At 61.7% G+C, this 14,852-nt stretch carries 17 protein-coding genes; 5 read left to right on the top strand and 12 right to left on the bottom strand.

Annotated features, from left to right (window positions below; genetic code table 11):
- Positions 1 to 4: 4 nt before the first annotated feature.
- The 4 genes from C5J22_RS07230 to C5J22_RS07215 form a co-directional block, all read right to left on the bottom strand.
- Positions 5 to 1,384, bottom strand: coding sequence for an ATP-binding protein (locus C5J22_RS07230; RefSeq protein WP_105437723.1), 1,380 nt, complete (start codon positions 1,382 to 1,384; stop codon positions 5 to 7).
- A 31-nt stretch (positions 1,385 to 1,415) separates the two neighbouring features.
- A complete protein-coding gene (locus tag C5J22_RS07225) occupies positions 1,416 to 2,114 on the bottom strand; it encodes a response regulator (RefSeq protein ID WP_046633005.1) in 699 nt (232 codons plus the stop codon).
- A gap of 14 nt (positions 2,115 to 2,128) precedes the next feature.
- Entirely contained in the window at positions 2,129 to 2,605 is a 477-nt protein-coding gene (locus C5J22_RS07220; RefSeq protein ID WP_105400934.1) for a MarR family winged helix-turn-helix transcriptional regulator, read from the bottom strand.
- Positions 2,606 to 2,850: 245 nt separating this feature from the next.
- A complete protein-coding gene (locus C5J22_RS07215; protein WP_105437722.1) occupies positions 2,851 to 3,483 on the bottom strand; it encodes a DUF1236 domain-containing protein in 633 nt (210 codons plus the stop codon).
- A gap of 167 nt (positions 3,484 to 3,650) precedes the next feature.
- On the opposite strand from C5J22_RS07215, the gene C5J22_RS07210 reads away from it, so the two are divergent.
- Together C5J22_RS07210 and C5J22_RS07205 are read left to right on the top strand one after the other, a co-directional pair.
- Complete coding sequence (locus C5J22_RS07210) at positions 3,651 to 3,887, top strand: hypothetical protein (RefSeq protein ID WP_105437721.1); 237 nt, start codon at positions 3,651 to 3,653, stop codon at positions 3,885 to 3,887.
- 70 nt (positions 3,888 to 3,957) lie between these two features.
- The gene (locus C5J22_RS07205; RefSeq protein WP_105437720.1) at positions 3,958 to 4,635 is read left to right on the top strand and encodes an MBL fold metallo-hydrolase; all 678 of its coding nucleotides are present in this window, start codon (positions 3,958 to 3,960) and stop codon (positions 4,633 to 4,635) included.
- Between the two features lie 54 nt (positions 4,636 to 4,689).
- On the opposite strand, the gene C5J22_RS07200 is transcribed toward C5J22_RS07205, so the two are convergent.
- The 3 genes from C5J22_RS07200 to C5J22_RS07195 all read right to left on the bottom strand — a co-directional run bounded on the left by C5J22_RS07200 (position 4,690) and on the right by C5J22_RS07195 (position 6,386).
- Positions 4,690 to 4,905 carry a cold-shock protein gene (locus C5J22_RS07200; protein WP_003494703.1) on the bottom strand — a complete coding sequence of 72 codons (216 nt, stop codon included), beginning with the start codon at positions 4,903 to 4,905 and terminating at the stop codon, positions 4,690 to 4,692.
- 185 nt (positions 4,906 to 5,090) lie between these two features.
- Positions 5,091 to 5,405, bottom strand: a complete 315-nt coding sequence (locus C5J22_RS31075; protein ID WP_172746557.1) for a hypothetical protein — start codon at positions 5,403 to 5,405, stop codon at positions 5,091 to 5,093.
- 30 nt (positions 5,406 to 5,435) lie between these two features.
- Positions 5,436 to 6,386, bottom strand: coding sequence for an EAL domain-containing protein (locus C5J22_RS07195; protein ID WP_105437719.1), 951 nt, complete (start codon positions 6,384 to 6,386; stop codon positions 5,436 to 5,438).
- A 217-nt stretch (positions 6,387 to 6,603) separates the two neighbouring features.
- Here C5J22_RS07195 and C5J22_RS07190 point away from each other — a divergent pair, with 217 nt between their 5' ends.
- Positions 6,604 to 7,806, top strand: a complete 1,203-nt coding sequence (locus C5J22_RS07190) for a pyridoxal phosphate-dependent aminotransferase (protein ID WP_105437718.1) — start codon at positions 6,604 to 6,606, stop codon at positions 7,804 to 7,806.
- A 142-nt stretch (positions 7,807 to 7,948) separates the two neighbouring features.
- Here C5J22_RS07190 and C5J22_RS07185 read toward each other — a convergent pair whose 3' ends face one another.
- The 4 genes from C5J22_RS07185 to C5J22_RS07170 all read right to left on the bottom strand — a co-directional run bounded on the left by C5J22_RS07185 (position 7,949) and on the right by C5J22_RS07170 (position 12,293).
- Positions 7,949 to 9,175, bottom strand: coding sequence for a PQQ-dependent sugar dehydrogenase (locus C5J22_RS07185; protein ID WP_105438100.1), 1,227 nt, complete (start codon positions 9,173 to 9,175; stop codon positions 7,949 to 7,951).
- A 209-nt stretch (positions 9,176 to 9,384) separates the two neighbouring features.
- Positions 9,385 to 9,795, bottom strand: a complete 411-nt coding sequence (locus C5J22_RS07180; RefSeq protein ID WP_105437717.1) for a DUF3597 domain-containing protein — start codon at positions 9,793 to 9,795, stop codon at positions 9,385 to 9,387.
- A 106-nt stretch (positions 9,796 to 9,901) separates the two neighbouring features.
- Positions 9,902 to 11,020 carry a 5-methyltetrahydropteroyltriglutamate--homocysteine S-methyltransferase gene (locus tag C5J22_RS07175; RefSeq protein WP_105437716.1) on the bottom strand — a complete coding sequence of 373 codons (1,119 nt, stop codon included), beginning with the start codon at positions 11,018 to 11,020 and terminating at the stop codon, positions 9,902 to 9,904.
- 169 nt (positions 11,021 to 11,189) lie between these two features.
- A complete protein-coding gene (locus tag C5J22_RS07170; protein WP_105437715.1) occupies positions 11,190 to 12,293 on the bottom strand; it encodes a calcium:proton antiporter in 1,104 nt (367 codons plus the stop codon).
- Positions 12,294 to 12,525: 232 nt separating this feature from the next.
- On the opposite strand from C5J22_RS07170, the gene C5J22_RS07165 reads away from it, so the two are divergent.
- Positions 12,526 to 12,789: a DUF2188 domain-containing protein gene (locus C5J22_RS07165; RefSeq protein ID WP_105400533.1), complete on the top strand. Its 264-nt coding sequence runs from the start codon at positions 12,526 to 12,528 to the stop codon at positions 12,787 to 12,789.
- Between the two features lie 5 nt (positions 12,790 to 12,794).
- Here the strand turns inward: C5J22_RS07165 and C5J22_RS07160 are convergent, their stop codons facing one another.
- Positions 12,795 to 13,703 (bottom strand): LysR family transcriptional regulator, encoded by a 909-nt coding sequence (locus C5J22_RS07160; protein WP_105437714.1) that lies wholly within the window; start codon positions 13,701 to 13,703, stop codon positions 12,795 to 12,797.
- Positions 13,704 to 13,802: 99 nt separating this feature from the next.
- On the opposite strand from C5J22_RS07160, the gene C5J22_RS07155 reads away from it, so the two are divergent.
- Entirely contained in the window at positions 13,803 to 14,825 is a 1,023-nt protein-coding gene (locus C5J22_RS07155; protein ID WP_105437713.1) for an SDR family oxidoreductase, read from the top strand.
- Positions 14,826 to 14,852: the final 27 nt, after the last annotated feature.

Raw genomic sequence — 14,852 nt, 5'->3', positions numbered from 1 at the left:
ATGATCAGGCTGGGACGCGGACGACGGCGCGCAAGCCACCGCGGGGACTGTCGGCGAGCGTGACGTTGCCGCCATGGGCGCGGGCGATATCGCGGGCGATCGCAAGGCCGAGGCCGGTGCCGGACGCATTGAGATTGCGAGCCTCGTCCAGGCGGTAGAACGGCTTGAAGACGTCCTCGCGAGATTGCGGCGGAATGCCCGGACCGTCGTCGTCGAGCGTCAGCGTCAGCCACTTGGCGCTATGCCGAGCGTCCACATGGAGCGTCTTGGCGTAACGCTCGCTGTTGGACACCAAGTTGCCGACAAGCCGGGCGAAGGCATTCGGCCGCACCGCGATCTCGTCCTCGCCGTCGATCTCGTAGGTCATGGTCTTGCCGTGCAGCGCAAATTCCGACCGGAGCTTTTCAAGCAGTTCGCTCAACCGCAGTTCGCCAAAATCTTCTTCCGCTTCACCCTTGGCGAAGGCGAGATAACCTTCCAGCATCGATTGCATGTCGTCGGCATCCTGGCTCATGCCGGCCAGTTCCGGCTTGTCGCCGGCAAGCGCCAGCTGCAGCTTGAAGCGGGTGAGGATGGTTCTCAAGTCGTGGCTGATGCCGGCGAGCATGGCGGTGCGCTGCTCCATCTGCCGCTCGATGCGCTCGCGCATCTGGATGAAGGCAAGGCCGGCGCGGCGGATTTCGTCAGCGCCGCGGGGCGCGAAACCGTCGGTCTTCTGCCCCTTGCCGAAGCTTTCGGCGGCGCTCGCAAGCGTCAGGATCGGCCGGATCTGGCCGCGCAGGAAAAGGATGGAGATTATCACCAGAACGACGGCCGCCCCGATCATCCAGACCAGGAAGATATGAGTGTTGGAGGCATAGGTGGAGCCGCGGCGGACGAAGACGCGCAGCACCCGGGTATCGAACTTGATACGGATCTCGACAAGCCGGCTGTCTCCGATCGTGTCGATCCAGAACGGCATCTGGATCTGGCGGGTGATCTGTTCGGCAAGGATGTCATCGAGGATCTCAAAGAAGGGGCGGGAGCGGGGTGGCGGCAGCTGGCCGTTTTCCTCGACCGCGATGGTGAGGTTCAGCGCGTCGCTTGCGATGCGGCTGATGGCGTCATAGTTGCTGTCCTGCGGATAGGCCTGGATCACCTCGATAATGCCGGCGATATCGCGCACCGTGCTTTCCGACAGGCGCTCGGTCACCATGCGCCAGTGCCGCTCCATGAAGACGGAGGCGACGACACCCTGCAGCAGCAGCATCGGCAGGATGACGATCAGAAGCGAACGGGTGTAGAGGCCGGTCGGCAGGCGGCGGCGCAGCCAGCGGGTCATCGGGCGCCAGCCCGGCAGGGTGAGCCGGTCGATGTCGCGCTTCAGTGGGTCGAAAAGTGCCATCCTGCCTTCAGCCTGTGCCGGTCTCTTCCGGCTAATCGATACTCAGCCTGTATCCGATGCCACGCACCGTCTGGAGATAGACGGGGTTGGCCGGATCTTCCTCGATCTTACGCCGCAAACGATTGATCTGCACGTCGATCGTGCGCTCGCCGACCTCGGCATCGTCGCCGATCAGCTCGTGGCGGGGAATGGTGTCGCCGGCCCGCAGCGCGAAAAGCAACATGATCTCCTGTTCGCGATCGGTCAGCCGGATGGTTTCGGCGGCCCTGCGCAATTCCTTGCGCGGGATCGAGAAGGTGAAGGGGCCGAACATGATCTGCTCGATCTTGGGCGTATCGGGTGAGGTGCTGCGGCGCAGGATATTGTTGATGCGCAGCACCAGTTCGCGCGGATCGAACGGCTTCGACAGATAGTCGTCGGCGCCCGCTTCGAGACCGGCGATACGGGATTCCGATTCGGCGCGCGCCGTCAGCAGGATCACCGGCACCGTCTTCTTCTGGTAGAGCGATTGGGTGAGCGAAATGCCGGATTCCCCGGGCATCATCACGTCGAGAATGATGAGGTCGAAATGCAGGCCTTCGAGCTTGCGGCGGGCTTCGGCGGCGTCGCCCGCGACGGTGATGCGAAAACCCTGCTCCATCAGGTAGCGGTTCAGAAGATCGCGGATGCGCGTGTCGTCATCGACGACGAGAAGATGAGGCGCATCATCGGAAGGGGGCAGTGTCGTCATCTCAAAGGTCCCACTTAGTCCAAGTCGCTGTCGATAGGCTCGAGGCTTTCGTCGCGGCCGCGCATACGGCGCAGGAATTCCTTGACCGAGGCCCGCGTGTCGGGGGGCAGCTCGTCCATGGCGCGAGCGATACGGCGCGATTGCGGCTCGGAAAGGGCGAGAGCCAGCTCACGGCCTGCAAGGGTCGGATAGAGCCTGCGCTCGCGGCGATCCTTGGCGCCGGCCATCTGGCGTATATAGCCGGATTCGATCAGCTGCTTGAGAACGCGCGCAAGGCTCTGTTTGGTGATCTGCAGCGTGTCGAGAAGGTCGGTGACCATCATGCCCGGCTGGCGGCAGACGAAATAGACGACGCGGTGGTGGGCGCGGCCCATGCCGATCTTGGCGAGGATCGCATCCGGGTCGGACACGAAATCGCGGTAGGCGAAGAAAAGCAGTTCGATGGTCTCGAAGTCGATCTGGGCTTCGTCGACTGCCGGCATTGTCGGCATGACCTTCTTGACGGCTTTTCCCGTCGATGCGCGCGACACTCGCGTTTCCTTTCCCTTTGCGGCTGCTTACCCCAGGGTCCGAAGATCTTGGGGCCGAAGCTCTTATTGCCGATCTCGCATTGTAACCTGCCGCTCGTCATAAAGCGCGATCAGGCTGAACAATCAACAGCATTTGTTGGGGAGGGCGGGGGCGCTGTGAGCCACCGGGAAGGGCGCTGCCGAACAGCGCCCTTTTATGGTGGAGCTCAATCGTAGATGTGCACGATACGGCGGGTGCCGGGATCGACAAGAACCGGGCGGTCGTTGACGACGACGTAATCGTAATCGTAGTCCGGCACCTGCTGGACCACGACCTCAGGCGGCAGCGTCGCGCCGATCGCCACTTCGTTGCGGACGTAGACCGGCCGGACCGGGTGCTCTTCGATGTAGCTGATGACGGTTTCCGGCGGTTCGACGGGTTCGACCGCACCGACCGGGCCGAGCAGGACATCCCCCGGACCCGGAACGGCGGCCGGCGGGGTGACGCTTGCGGTCGTCTCATAGGTCACGGACGGCACTTCATACCGAGTGCGATATTCTTCCACCGCCACCGCCGAGCCGTTGTGGCGGATGGTCAGGTATTCCGCATAGACCCACCCGCGCATGCCGTTGACGTCGATGCGGCACCATTTGCTACCCTGGAGGCAGCCGTCCATCATGGCGGGGCTGCCGCGGGTGGCCATCCCGATCTCGGGATAATCCTGGCCGGGACCGGAGCGGACGATGATGTCCGAAGCGGTGGTGGTGGTCATCTGCGCCTGGGCGGGCAGGGCAAGCGCCGAAAGGACGGCGCCGAGGCCAAGCCACTTCAATTCCGGGCATTTCAACCAAGTCGTCATGGATTTTCTCCTCATGTTGACTGGCAGGGTAACACCCGCATGTCCCGGTGGTTCCGCCGAATACGGGCGGATTCTGCAAGCTGTGGCGAGGGTGCCACAGGTAGAATGGGGGACGGAACCTTTGTGCCGCCAACCCATTGATCCCGCCAGAAGCACCGGAGAGACCCATGACGAACCCGACCGCGACCGCCCAGACCTTCACCGCCCAGACCTTCAGCGCCCAGACCTTCAGCGCATTGCCGCCGATCAGGATGGAAACATCCGGCGCGGCCAATCCGCTCAGAAGCGTGCTGGTGACCGTTTTCGTGCTGAAGATCGCGATTGCAGCCTTCCTGATTGCCACCGTATCGCTCGCGCCGCCGGTTTCCGCCAACGCGCATTACACGACCCTTGCCTCGAACTGATCTTTTCGGCTGAAATGCCCTGCGTTTATCGGTATATCCCGGCAAGCATCATCGTTCAGGCCGAGGCATCATGGGCAAGTTACAGGCCGGTATCATTCCGGTTACGCCATTCCAGCAGAACTGCACCATCCTCTTCGACGAGGAGACCAAGCAGGGCGTGGTCGTCGATCCGGGCGGCGACGTGCCGACGATCCTTCAGATCATCAAGGAAAACGGCATCACGGCCATGGAAATCTGGCTGACGCACGGGCACATCGATCATGCGGGCGGCGCCGACGAATTGCGCGAGGCGCTGGGCATCCCGGTGATCGGTCCCCACGAGGCGGACCTGCCGCTGCTGCAGCGCCTGGAGACGCAGGCGGAAAAATTCGGGGTCAAGATGGAGGTGCGCAACGTCTTGCCGGACCGCTGGCTCAACGAAGGAGACAAGGTTTCGTTCGGCGAGCATGTCTTCGAGATTTTCCATTGCCCCGGACATGCGCCCGGACATGTGATCTACTACAACCGTGCTCAGGGTTTCGCGCATCTCGGCGACGTGCTGTTCAACGGCTCGATCGGGCGCACGGATCTGCCGGGCGGAGATCACGATACGCTGCTCGCTTCGATCCGCGACAAGGTTCTGCCGCTCGGGGACGAGGTCGGGTTCATCTGCGGCCACGGGCCGGGCAGCCGGATCGGCGACGAACGGCGCACAAATCCATTCCTGCGCGGCCTCGGCGGATCGAAGCCGCAACATACGTCGGTTTAAAAAAACCCGGCATCTCTGCCGGGCTTCAACTCGAAATGGCAAGCCTCTGGAGGCTTAGCCGGCGATCTGCAGATTGACGGCCTTGGGGCCTTTGCCGCGACGATCCGGTTCCGTGTCGAAGCTTACTTTCTGGTTTTCAGACAATCCGGACAGGCCGGAAGCCTGTACGGCAGAGATATGGACAAAGATATCGGCGCCACCATTGTCAGGCTTGATAAAGCCGAAGCCTTTGTCGGTATTGAAGAATTTTACAGTGCCAGTCTCGGCCATGCAGCAGGTCCTTTTCTCTCTGTCCGTGTTCAGCGGCGGACAGCATCACAGTGTAGCCCCGAAGGGCGGCGGCAGGCAGCTTTAAGAAAGGGTCCCTGTCTTTACCGCGATGACCGGAAGGAATTGCTTTGAAATCTCCGCCCCCGGCCTACCGCCCGAAGTCTTAGCGCCTTCGGAGCGCGTCATTATAGGTCTTCCCATGCTCGTAAATTGCCCGAACTTGCACAGAGTGCTGTGTTTATTGAAAATTGGCAAGAAAAAGTTTTTTGAATTGTCGCCACAATGGCAAATTGCAAATCGCGGGAACCCCCGGAAAATGCGGGCTTTGCGCCTTCCCTGATGGTGCGGCGAGGCGATTCCATCGCTGGCAATGCTTTGCTAACCTTCTTCTGTGCCGTTTTGGCGCAAATGGCGCGAAAAGAAAAAATTTTGCCGCTCATGTCTCTGAATGAGGTCGGAGCGCATTCCGGGCCGATATTGCAGACGATAGCGATACGCATCCCCAGCGTGAAATCTGCGGTCTGCTGGACCTACTCGCCGCTGGATTGCCGGCGGCCAAAAGCGCGGGCAGGCCTTGCGAATGCCGGTTTGGCCAGGGCCGGAGGAGGTAGGGTTGCTGCGGCCCGGCTGACGCCGGCCGTGATTTCATTGCCGGTCGTCTGGAGCGGCGCGAAGTCGGCCAGGCTTTCCGGGAAGCTTTCGTTGAATGTCGTCGGGGCGAGTTCGGGCCGCGCCAGGGCATAACCCTGCATCAGCGGCACGCCGAGATCTTCGCAGAGATCTACCTGCCAAAGCTCTTCGAGCCCTTCGAAGATCGGTTCGATACCATCGTCGAGCATCTGCCGGACGATGACGCGCAGTAGAGCGTAACCGGCGGAATTATCCAGGAAGTCGCGCACCCAGGCGGCCTCGAATTTCACGTAGTCCGGCTTGATGCGCTTCAGACGGTCGAGATCGGAATCGCGGGCGCCATAATCGTCGATCGCGATGCGGAAGCCGACCGCCTGCATGTGCTCGGTGAAGGCGACGACAATGTCGTCCGACGCGCCGGATCTTTCGGAGATTTCGCAGACGATCCGATCGGGCGCCAGGCCGGCCTCGTGGCTGGCGACCTTGATGCGATCGACTTCCTGGCGCATTTCCTGGGACGTGCGGAAGAGGCCGGGATGGAACTTGACGAAGATCCCGGCGCGGGACCGGTTCAGCCGGCCGGTGTTCAAGATGTGAATGGTGCGCAGGATGCTGTCGACATCGGCCATGTCGATCGGGGACACGAGCGGAAAGAACTCGGCCGGCGACACCGGTTCGCCATCGCGGGAGGCGCGCAGCAGGCCCTCGAAAGCTTCGATTTCAAGGCCGGTTTCCGGGCCGGAGCGAAGGATCGGCTGTAGCGCGGATTGCAGCAGGAAAGGACCGTAGACGGTGGAGAACGACCCATTGTCGCTGCGAACCAGATTGGCGAAGATGCTTCTCGGCGTCATGCCCGTGCCCGTCGATTTCCGTTATCCCATCCCTCCTGGTTGTAGCAGCCAAGGGTTACGCGGTTGTAAACAAGGTTTCGAAGGTTTTAATCAGCTTCTTTCATGGCTCACATTCAAGCTTTGTGCTTGAAACGGCGTCATAGTTTAGACATAGAGCGTACGGGCGGTTTTCGGCGCGCGATGCCGCCTTGTTCAACAGCTCTTCAGGACGAAGATTATGGCCTTTCTTGCCGACGCACTTTCCCGCGTAAAGCCCTCTGCCACCATCGCCGTTTCCCAGAAAGCCCGCGACCTGAAAGCAAAGGGCCGCGACGTGATCGGGCTCGGCGCAGGCGAGCCGGACTTCGATACGCCGGACAACATCAAGAAAGCCGCCATCGACGCGATCAATCGCGGCGAGACCAAATATCCGCCGGTATCCGGCATTCCGCAGCTTCGCGAGGCGATCGCCAAGAAGTTCAAGCGCGAGAACAATCTCGACTACACGCCGGCCCAGACGATCGTCGGCACCGGCGGAAAGCAGATTCTTTTCAACGCCTTCATGGCGACCTTGAATCCCGGCGATGAAGTGATCATCACCGCGCCCTACTGGGTTTCCTATCCGGAGATGGTTGCCATCTGCGGCGGCACTTCGGTGATCATCAAGGCGAGCCAGGAAAACAACTTCAAGGTGACCGCCGCCGATCTCGAAAAGGCGATCACGCCGAAGACCAAGTGGTTCCTGTTCAACTCGCCGTCCAACCCGTCGGGCGCTGCCTATAGCCATGACGAACTCAAGGCGCTGACCGACGTGCTCGTCAAGCACGAGCATGTCTGGGTACTGACCGACGACATGTACGAGCACCTGACCTATGGCGACTTCAAGTTCGTCTCGCCGGCGGAAGTGGAGCCGAAGCTCTACAACCGGACGCTGACGATGAACGGCGTTTCCAAGGCCTATGCGATGACCGGCTGGCGTATCGGTTATGCGGCCGGCCCGCTCGAACTGATCAAGGCAATGGACATGATCCAGGGCCAGCAGACGTCAGGCGCCTGCACGATCGCCCAATGGGCTTCGGTGGAGGCGCTCAACGGTCCGCAGGATTTCATTCCGCAGAACAAGAAGATCTTCGAAGGCCGCCGCGACCTGGTCGTGTCGATGCTGAACCAGGCGAAGGGCATTGTCTGCCCGTCTCCGGAAGGTGCCTTTTACGTCTACCCGTCCTGCGCCGGGCTGATCGGGAAGACTTCGCCGTCGGGCAAGGTCATGGAGACCGACGAAGATTTCGTCACCGAGCTTCTGGAAACCGAAGGCGTGGCCGTCGTCCACGGTTCGGCCTTCGGCCTCGGCCCCAATTTCCGCATTTCCTATGCGGCTTCGGAAGAACAGCTCGAAGAAGCCTGCAAGCGGATCCAGCGCTTCTGCGCAAACTGCAAGTAAGCTGTCTCACTCAATCAGCAGAAGCCCGCCAGCGACGGCGGGCTTTTCTGTTTTCAGGCATCCGTTGACCATGACAGCGGCCGGACATACATTTCGGTCAGGCAGCGGGCGCCGTAAAGTGCCGCTTGCCCAAAATCACCCATCAGCTCTTGGTCAGTTTTACGATTGTCGATTCCCCGCCGCCGCGTTGTTCGGTGACGGCGTAGACGGCGCCGTCGGGGCCGATCTTGACGTCGCGGATGCGGGCCTGGAGCGGCACGCGCTCTTCATAGGCGACCTTGTCGCCGTCCATGTGGACGACCACGATACCCTGGGCGACGAGGCCGCCGATCAGGAAGGAATTTTTCCATTCGGGGATGGCGTCGCCGTCGTAATAGGCCATGCCGGACGGGGCGATGACCGGGTCCCAGAAATAGACCGGCTGTTCCGTCTCCCTCGTGGCGGTGATGCCCTTGCCGATCGGCCTGCCGCTATAGTCGATGCCATAGGTGACTTCCGGCCAGCCGTAATTCTTGCCGGCTTCCGGGCGGTTCAGCTCGTCGCCGCCGCGCGGTCCGTGCTCGACGGTCCAGAGACGGCCCTGTCCGTCGAGGGTGGCGGACTGCAGGTTGCGGTGGCCGAGCGACCAGATTTCCGGCTGGGCGCTCTGCCGATTGACGAACGGATTGTCGGGCAGAGCCTTGCCGTTCACGTCGATGCGAAAGACTTTGCCGAGGCCGCTCGCGATATCCTGCGCCTGTACGCGCGGCTGCGGATCGGAACGTTCGCCGACCGTCACGTAGAGTTCCCCGTTGGGGCCGAAGACGAGGCGCGAGCCGAAATGATTGTTGCCGTCATAGCTCGGCATCTGGCGGAAGATCACCTTGACGTTCTCGAGCTTGCCGCTGCTGCGGTCGTCCCGGACGAGTTTGGCCGATGCGACCGATGTGCCGTTGCCGTCTTGGCGCTGTTCGGAGAAGGAGAAGAAGATCATGCCGGATGTGGCAAAATCCGGGGCAAGCGCGACGTCGAGCAGGCCGCCCTGGCCTCTGGCGAGGACTGCCGGAACGCCTTCGATCTTCGGTCCAGCTTCGCCTTCCTCGGAGATGATGTGCATGGCGCCCTGCTTGGCGGTCACCAGCATACGGCCGTCGGGCAGGAATTCCATTGCCCAGAGATGCGGCAGGCCGTCGGCGACCACCTCCTGTGCGATCTTCGGCATCCGGGCCGGCTGTGGAGCGCGCGTCTGGTTGGCGAAGGCGGGTTTCTGGTCGCGGGCGTTCGGCGCCTTGGTTTCCGCGGGCTGGCCGGCGTTCTGAGCAAAAACGGGGCCGGCCAACAGGGCAAGCGAGAGGGCCGAACCGGTCACGAGAAGACTGAGGCGTTTCATCATGGACTCCCTTCAATAGGGCGGCATCGACCGCCAAGGCCTGCAACGACACTCCCGCACGCGGCGAAGGAGTCTTCGGCAATGCCTTCATCTAGGGCGTTCATCGGCAAGCGCCGTACACAGTTCGTTCAAGATTATTTTATTGCTGGGTTGCGAACAAAAAGCCCGCCGGTGAGAGCGGGCTTCGTGCGTTCGGACGAGATTGCGGATCAGTCGGCGAGGTCAGCCGGAACCTTGCCGCCGTTTTCGGCGAGCTTCTTCATCAGCGCCTTGTGGAGCCAGACGTTCATCGTCGCGGAGTCGTTGGTGTCGCCGGTATAGTGCAGCTCGGCGGCCAGTTCCTTGCGGGCCGTAAGGCTGGAATCGAGACCGAGCGCCTTCATCAGGTCGACGATCGACTTGCGCCAATCGAGCTTCTGGCCGCTCTTCTTGACCGCTGCGTCGAGTATGGGCGTGATGTCGACGGGACCCGACGACGGCGTTGCCGAAGGGATGGGCGTCGGATTGGCCGCCGGGGCGGCGGACGCGGAAACCGGAGCGGCCGGTTTCAGAGGTTCGGCGGCCGGTGCTGCTTCATCCGCGCCCCAAATCGCATTCTTGATCTTGTCGAATATACCCATTGTTGCAATCTCCCTCGGGTTAAATCCGAATAGGAACCTAAGCTAGAACAATGATTTCTCAAGTGGCAGCCGCGGGTTATTCGACCCGCGGCGCACGAATATCAGATCAGGCCGTGCCCCAGATGGCTTCGGCGGTCTTGACGACGAGTTCCAGCTTCCGCTTCTGGTCGTCCTCGGTGATCGAATTGCCTTCTTCGGTCGAGGCGAAACCGCATTGCGGCGCGATGCCGAGCTGGTCGATATCGACGAACTTGGAGGCTTCGTCGAAGTGACGGCGCAGCGAATCGAGCGTCTCCAGTTCACCGGTCTTGGTGGTGATGAAGCCCGGATAGACGCGCTGCTTGGAACCCTTCTGGAGAAGGCTCAGCGGCTGCAGGCCGCCGGCACGCTCGGTGTCGTATTCCATGAAGAACATGTCGACGCCGGTCTTGTTGAAGATCGCGTCGGCCGCTGCATCGTAACCGCCTTCGGCAGCCCAGGTGGAGCGGAAGTTGCCGCGGCACATATGCATGCCGATCAGCATGTCCTTCGGGCGGTCCTTGATCGCTTCATGCATGGTCAATGCGTATTTCTCGATCAGCCAGTCCGGATCGTAGCCTTCCTCGCGCTTCATGGCGCGCTGCTTCTCGTCGCCAAGATAGGCGAAATAGATGTCGTCCATCTGCAGATAACGGCAGCCGGCTTCGTAGAATTTCCGCACGGCCTTGGCATAGGTGCGGGCGAGAGCTGCGAAGAACGCTTCCTGGTCCTGGTATTCCGGATAGGTCACGTCGGCGCGGGCGGTGCGGTAATGGGCGACGCTCGGGCCGGGGATGGAGATCTTCGGCGTCACGTTGGTGTTGGCGGCGAGGAACTTGAAGTGTTCCAGATGCGGGTGATCATCCGGGAAGTCGAGCTTGCCGTTGATGGTCGGGAAGGTCGGCGGCAGTTTGACGCCGTGGAAGGTGACGCCCTTGTGGGCCTCGCGGGTGACGAATTCCATGCCGTCGAGCAGGCCGAGGAAGTCGTAATGCCAGAAGTGGCGACGGGCTTCGCCGTCGGTCACGACCTTCAGGCCGACGCTTTCCTGCAACTTGACGAGTTCGCGGATGCCTTCGTCTTCGACGGCCTTCAACTCGTCTGCGGAAATGCTCTTGTCTTCATAGAACTTCTTGCGGGCTTCCTTGACGGAAGCGGGACGCAGCAGCGAACCGACGTGGTCGGCTCTGTAGGGAGGTGTAGACATTTAAAATCTCCTTCGTGCGCAACACGGTTATCGCGCCCATTGCTGGACGACCGGCTGGGAAACCGGCCTTCGCCGCGGCGGACACGACCATATTTCAGACATTGATTCAACCTCTTCCCGATCCGATTCCGTTGTCGCGCGCAAGCCTTTGATGCGGAATCTCTTTTGCCTAGAGACCCAGCGCCGTCAGCATCACGAAGGTAGCGAAAAGAACGAAATGGGTCATGCCTTCGATGGCGTTGGTCTGCCCGTCGTTGAGGTTGATCGCGGCGGCGATCAGGGTGACGGCGACCATGACGGTCTGAACCGGCGTCATTGCCATCACGAAGGGCTGGCCGCTGTAGAGGGCGATGCTCTCCATCACGGGCACGGTGAGGATGACGGTCGAGAGCGAGGCTCCCATGGCGATGTTGACGACGGACTGCATGCGGTTGCGCAGTGCTGCGCGCAGGGCGGTCAGGATTTCGGGCGCTGCGGAAATCGCCGCAACCACGACAGCCATCAGTGTCAGCGGTGCGCCGCTGCCCTCCAGCCCGGCATTCATGAAGGTGGACATGAATTCGGCGAGGAAGCCGATGATCAGGACGCCGACAAGGATGAGGCCGATCGAGATCGCCGAGGATTCGTGTTCGGCCTCCTCTTTCGGCGTCTGGCCGCCCGTTGCCACCTTGGCGCGCGGATAGGTGTAGCTGAAGAAATAGCTGTGCGGACCGACCTGCATCTTCAGGAAGACCGCATAGAGCGCGATCATCGCACAGATCGTGAAGGCGGAATAATAGTGCCAACGGTGGCCGGGAATGAACTCCGGGACGATCATGGAAATGCTCATGGCCGTCAGGATCATGACGCTGTAGGTGCGGCTGGAATCGTCGTTATAGGGCTGCTCGCCATGGCGCAGGCCGCCGAGCAGGGCGGCGAGGCCAAGGATGCCGTTGATGTCCAGCATGACCGCCGCATAGATCGTGTCACGCACCAGGGTGGGTGAGCTGGTATTGCCCATCATGATGGCGAGGATCAGCACTTCGACCGCCACTGCCGACAGCGTCAGGATCATCGTGCCGTAGGGATCGCCGACCTTGTGGGCGAGCACTTCGGCATGGTGGGCGACGCGGGTCGAGGCGAGAATGATGATGCCGATCAGGACGACGGCGGCGATCAGCGAAGCCGTTTTGCCGGCCTCGAGCAGGGAGTGTTCGACGGAATAAGCAACGAAGCCTGCGGCCAGCGCGACGATAAGAAATCTTTCCTGCTTCAGCAGGGACAACAGACCCACGTTCCGCTCCTGACCTTGGCCGATGACAATCTAAGGCGGCAACCTGCGGCATCAAGCAAGGTTCCGCTTTCGTGTCGAGGATTTGCGGTCGGCGGCCTTTGATGTCATAATTTATGACGTGATTTGCGATGTGGCTTGGAACTTCGCGGTACCTTTTCAATTTCTCACCCCGGTGCCGCGACAGGACAAGGATCCGAATGGATCGAGGCAGCCGTAAAAGACAGGAGGGAGTATGACCAAGGTTACCTATAAAGTCGTGCCGCATGACGGCGGCTGGGCCTATCGCCAGGGCGACGTCTATTCGGAAACTTTTCCCAGCCATTCAGACGCCTTGCAGGCGGCGCGCATCGTCGCGGCCGAACAGCAGGTCGGCGGAGACCCGGAAGAAATCAGCTGGCAGGATGAAAAGGGCATCTGGCACACCGAATACAGCGAGGGTGGCGACCGGCCAGAGGCCGAGGTCATGGATGGCGACGAGGCGCCGACCACCCACTGAAGCGGTCAGCCGCGGACATAGTCCAATAGGCCTTTGACGAGCGCGTCGAAGGCGACGCGCCAGCGCGGGGACGATTTCAGATTTTCATGCATGGCAACCCAGGTGTCGAGCGGCAGCTCGAAAACTTCGGGCAGCAGCCGGACCAGATTCGGATCGCGACGGGCAATGCCGACCTGGCAGATGCCGATGCCGACAGCGCCGCGGATCGCCGCCAGTTGGGCGAGATTGTTGTCCGCCTTGTAGCTCCAGCGGATATTTTCGATATCGGGAAAGGCCGGCGAGGTGGCCCGGATACGGTCCGCGGCGGCGCGAACGAAGGCGGTGCGACGGTCGAAGCCGATCAGCCTATGGGCGGCGAGGTCGTCCGGGCTTTGCGGAACTCCATGCCGGTCCAGATAACGTCGATGGGCAAAAAGCCCAAGCGGGATGTCGCCGATATGGCGGGTGACGAGCGCATCCTGGACCGGACTGGTCATGCGCACCGCGATATCCGACTCGCGCCTTAAAAGATCCTCCAGCGAATCCGACAGTGACAGTTCCAGTTCCAGCCCCGGGTGCTGGTCCTGGAGGCTGGCGAAGATCGGCGGCAGGATTTCGACGCCGATCACCTCGCTGGCGCTGATCCTCACCGTTCCCTTGACCGCGCCGATCTCGCCTGAGGCCAGCCGCTGCATGGCGGCGGTCGTGATGGCGAGGTTCTCCGCATAGGGTTTCATCGCGAGCGCCGGCTCGGTCGGCAGCAAGCCCTGTTGCGAGCGGGTGAAGAGCTGGTGGCCCAAGGCCTGCTCGAGAGCGTCGATATGACGACCGACGGTCGGCTGCGTCAGGCCGAGATCGCGCGCCGCAGCCGACAACGAGCCAAGCCGCAGGACGGCAAGGAAGGTCCGGTAGAAGTCCCAGCTGATGTCATTCATTTTTGTATGGATACCAAAGATATTATGCCAATTCCGTATAGAAGCGAATGGCGCGATAGTCCAGCCAACGAAACGCATGCAGCTGGAAGGATTATCGCCATGTCGGGACTATCGAACTCCAACCCCGGTCTAAAGCCCATCGCCCTCGTTCTCGGCGCCACCGGCGGGATAGGCGGCCATGTGGCGCGGGGCCTTGCCGCACGTGGCTGGACCGTCCGCGCCCTCAACCGCAAAGCGGGGGAAGCGGCAAAGCGGGAACCTAGCTTTCACTGGCTCCAGGGCGACGCGATGAATGCAGCCGATGTCCGCCGTGCCGCCCAGGATGCCAGGCTGATCGTCCATGCGGTCAATCCGCCGGGCTATAAGGACTGGGAAAAGCTGGTCCTGCCGATGCTCGACAACACGATCGCGGCGGCCCGCGCCGTCGGCGCCCGTATCCTGCTGCCGGGCACGGTCTATAATTACGGGCCGGACGCCTTTCCCGAGATCACCGAGGAAAGCCCGCAGAACCCAGTGACACGCAAGGGCGCGATCCGGGTCGAGCTGGAACGACGGCTGGAAGCCGCTTCGAACGAGGGCGTGCCGGTACTGATCGTGCGGGCCGGCGATTATTTCGGTCCCGGCGCGGCGAACAGCTGGTTCGCCCAAGGCCTGGTGAAGCCCGGCAAGCCGGTTCGGTCGGTCAGCCGGCCGAATGCCGAGGGCGTCGGCCACCAATGGGCCTATCTGCCGGACGTGGCCGAGACCATGTTGCGGCTGATCGATCGCGAAGGTGAACTGCCGCATTTCGCCCGCTTCCAGATGCGAGGTTTCTGGGACCGGGACGGCAGCGAGATGATCACGGCAATCGGCAGGGTCGTCGGGCAACAGCCGAAGGTCAAGGCGTTTCCATGGTGGCTGCTGAAGCTTGGATCGCCCTTCGTGCCGATATTCCGGGAGCTCGGCGAGATGCGCTATCTCTGGAAGGTGTCGGTGCGAATGAGCAATGACAAACTGCAAGCCTTCCTGGGCGAGGAGCCTTCGACGCCGATCGACGAAGCAATTCGGGCGACGCTTGCCGATCTCCACTGTATCGAGCCCAAGCCAGCCAAGGCTGCAAAGCCGGTGGCGCTTCTGGCCTGAGCGGTGTTCTCAAGGAAAGGGCCGCTT

The sequence above is a fragment of the Neorhizobium sp. T25_13 genome (genome assembly GCF_002968675.1).
GTDB lineage: Bacteria > Pseudomonadota > Alphaproteobacteria > Rhizobiales > Rhizobiaceae > Neorhizobium > Neorhizobium tomejilense.
Note: the sequence above shows the minus strand (reverse complement) of the source record. Positions and strands in the feature narration are given on the sequence as shown.

Coding starts and splice junctions, on each gene's coding strand:
- C5J22_RS07190 (WP_105437718.1), top strand. CDS start 6,604: ATGGCCTTTCTTGCCGACGCACTTTCCCGCGTAAAGCCCTCTGCCACC.
- C5J22_RS07220 (WP_105400934.1), bottom strand. CDS start 2,605: ATGCCGACAATGCCGGCAGTCGACGAAGCCCAGATCGACTTCGAGACC.
- C5J22_RS07215 (WP_105437722.1), bottom strand. CDS start 3,483: ATGACGACTTGGTTGAAATGCCCGGAATTGAAGTGGCTTGGCCTCGGC.
- C5J22_RS07210 (WP_105437721.1), top strand. CDS start 3,651: ATGACGAACCCGACCGCGACCGCCCAGACCTTCACCGCCCAGACCTTC.
- C5J22_RS07160 (WP_105437714.1), bottom strand. CDS start 13,703: ATGAATGACATCAGCTGGGACTTCTACCGGACCTTCCTTGCCGTCCTG.
- C5J22_RS07155 (WP_105437713.1), top strand. CDS start 13,803: ATGTCGGGACTATCGAACTCCAACCCCGGTCTAAAGCCCATCGCCCTC.
- C5J22_RS07185 (WP_105438100.1), bottom strand. CDS start 9,175: ATGAAACGCCTCAGTCTTCTCGTGACCGGTTCGGCCCTCTCGCTTGCC.
- C5J22_RS07165 (WP_105400533.1), top strand. CDS start 12,526: ATGACCAAGGTTACCTATAAAGTCGTGCCGCATGACGGCGGCTGGGCC.
- C5J22_RS07180 (WP_105437717.1), bottom strand. CDS start 9,795: ATGGGTATATTCGACAAGATCAAGAATGCGATTTGGGGCGCGGATGAA.
- C5J22_RS07230 (WP_105437723.1), bottom strand. CDS start 1,384: ATGGCACTTTTCGACCCACTGAAGCGCGACATCGACCGGCTCACCCTG.
- C5J22_RS07195 (WP_105437719.1), bottom strand. CDS start 6,386: ATGACGCCGAGAAGCATCTTCGCCAATCTGGTTCGCAGCGACAATGGG.
- C5J22_RS07225 (WP_046633005.1), bottom strand. CDS start 2,114: ATGACGACACTGCCCCCTTCCGATGATGCGCCTCATCTTCTCGTCGTC.
- C5J22_RS31075 (WP_172746557.1), bottom strand. CDS start 5,405: ATGCGTATCGCTATCGTCTGCAATATCGGCCCGGAATGCGCTCCGACC.
- C5J22_RS07200 (WP_003494703.1), bottom strand. CDS start 4,905: ATGGCCGAGACTGGCACTGTAAAATTCTTCAATACCGACAAAGGCTTC.
- C5J22_RS07205 (WP_105437720.1), top strand. CDS start 3,958: ATGGGCAAGTTACAGGCCGGTATCATTCCGGTTACGCCATTCCAGCAG.
- C5J22_RS07175 (WP_105437716.1), bottom strand. CDS start 11,020: ATGTCTACACCTCCCTACAGAGCCGACCACGTCGGTTCGCTGCTGCGT.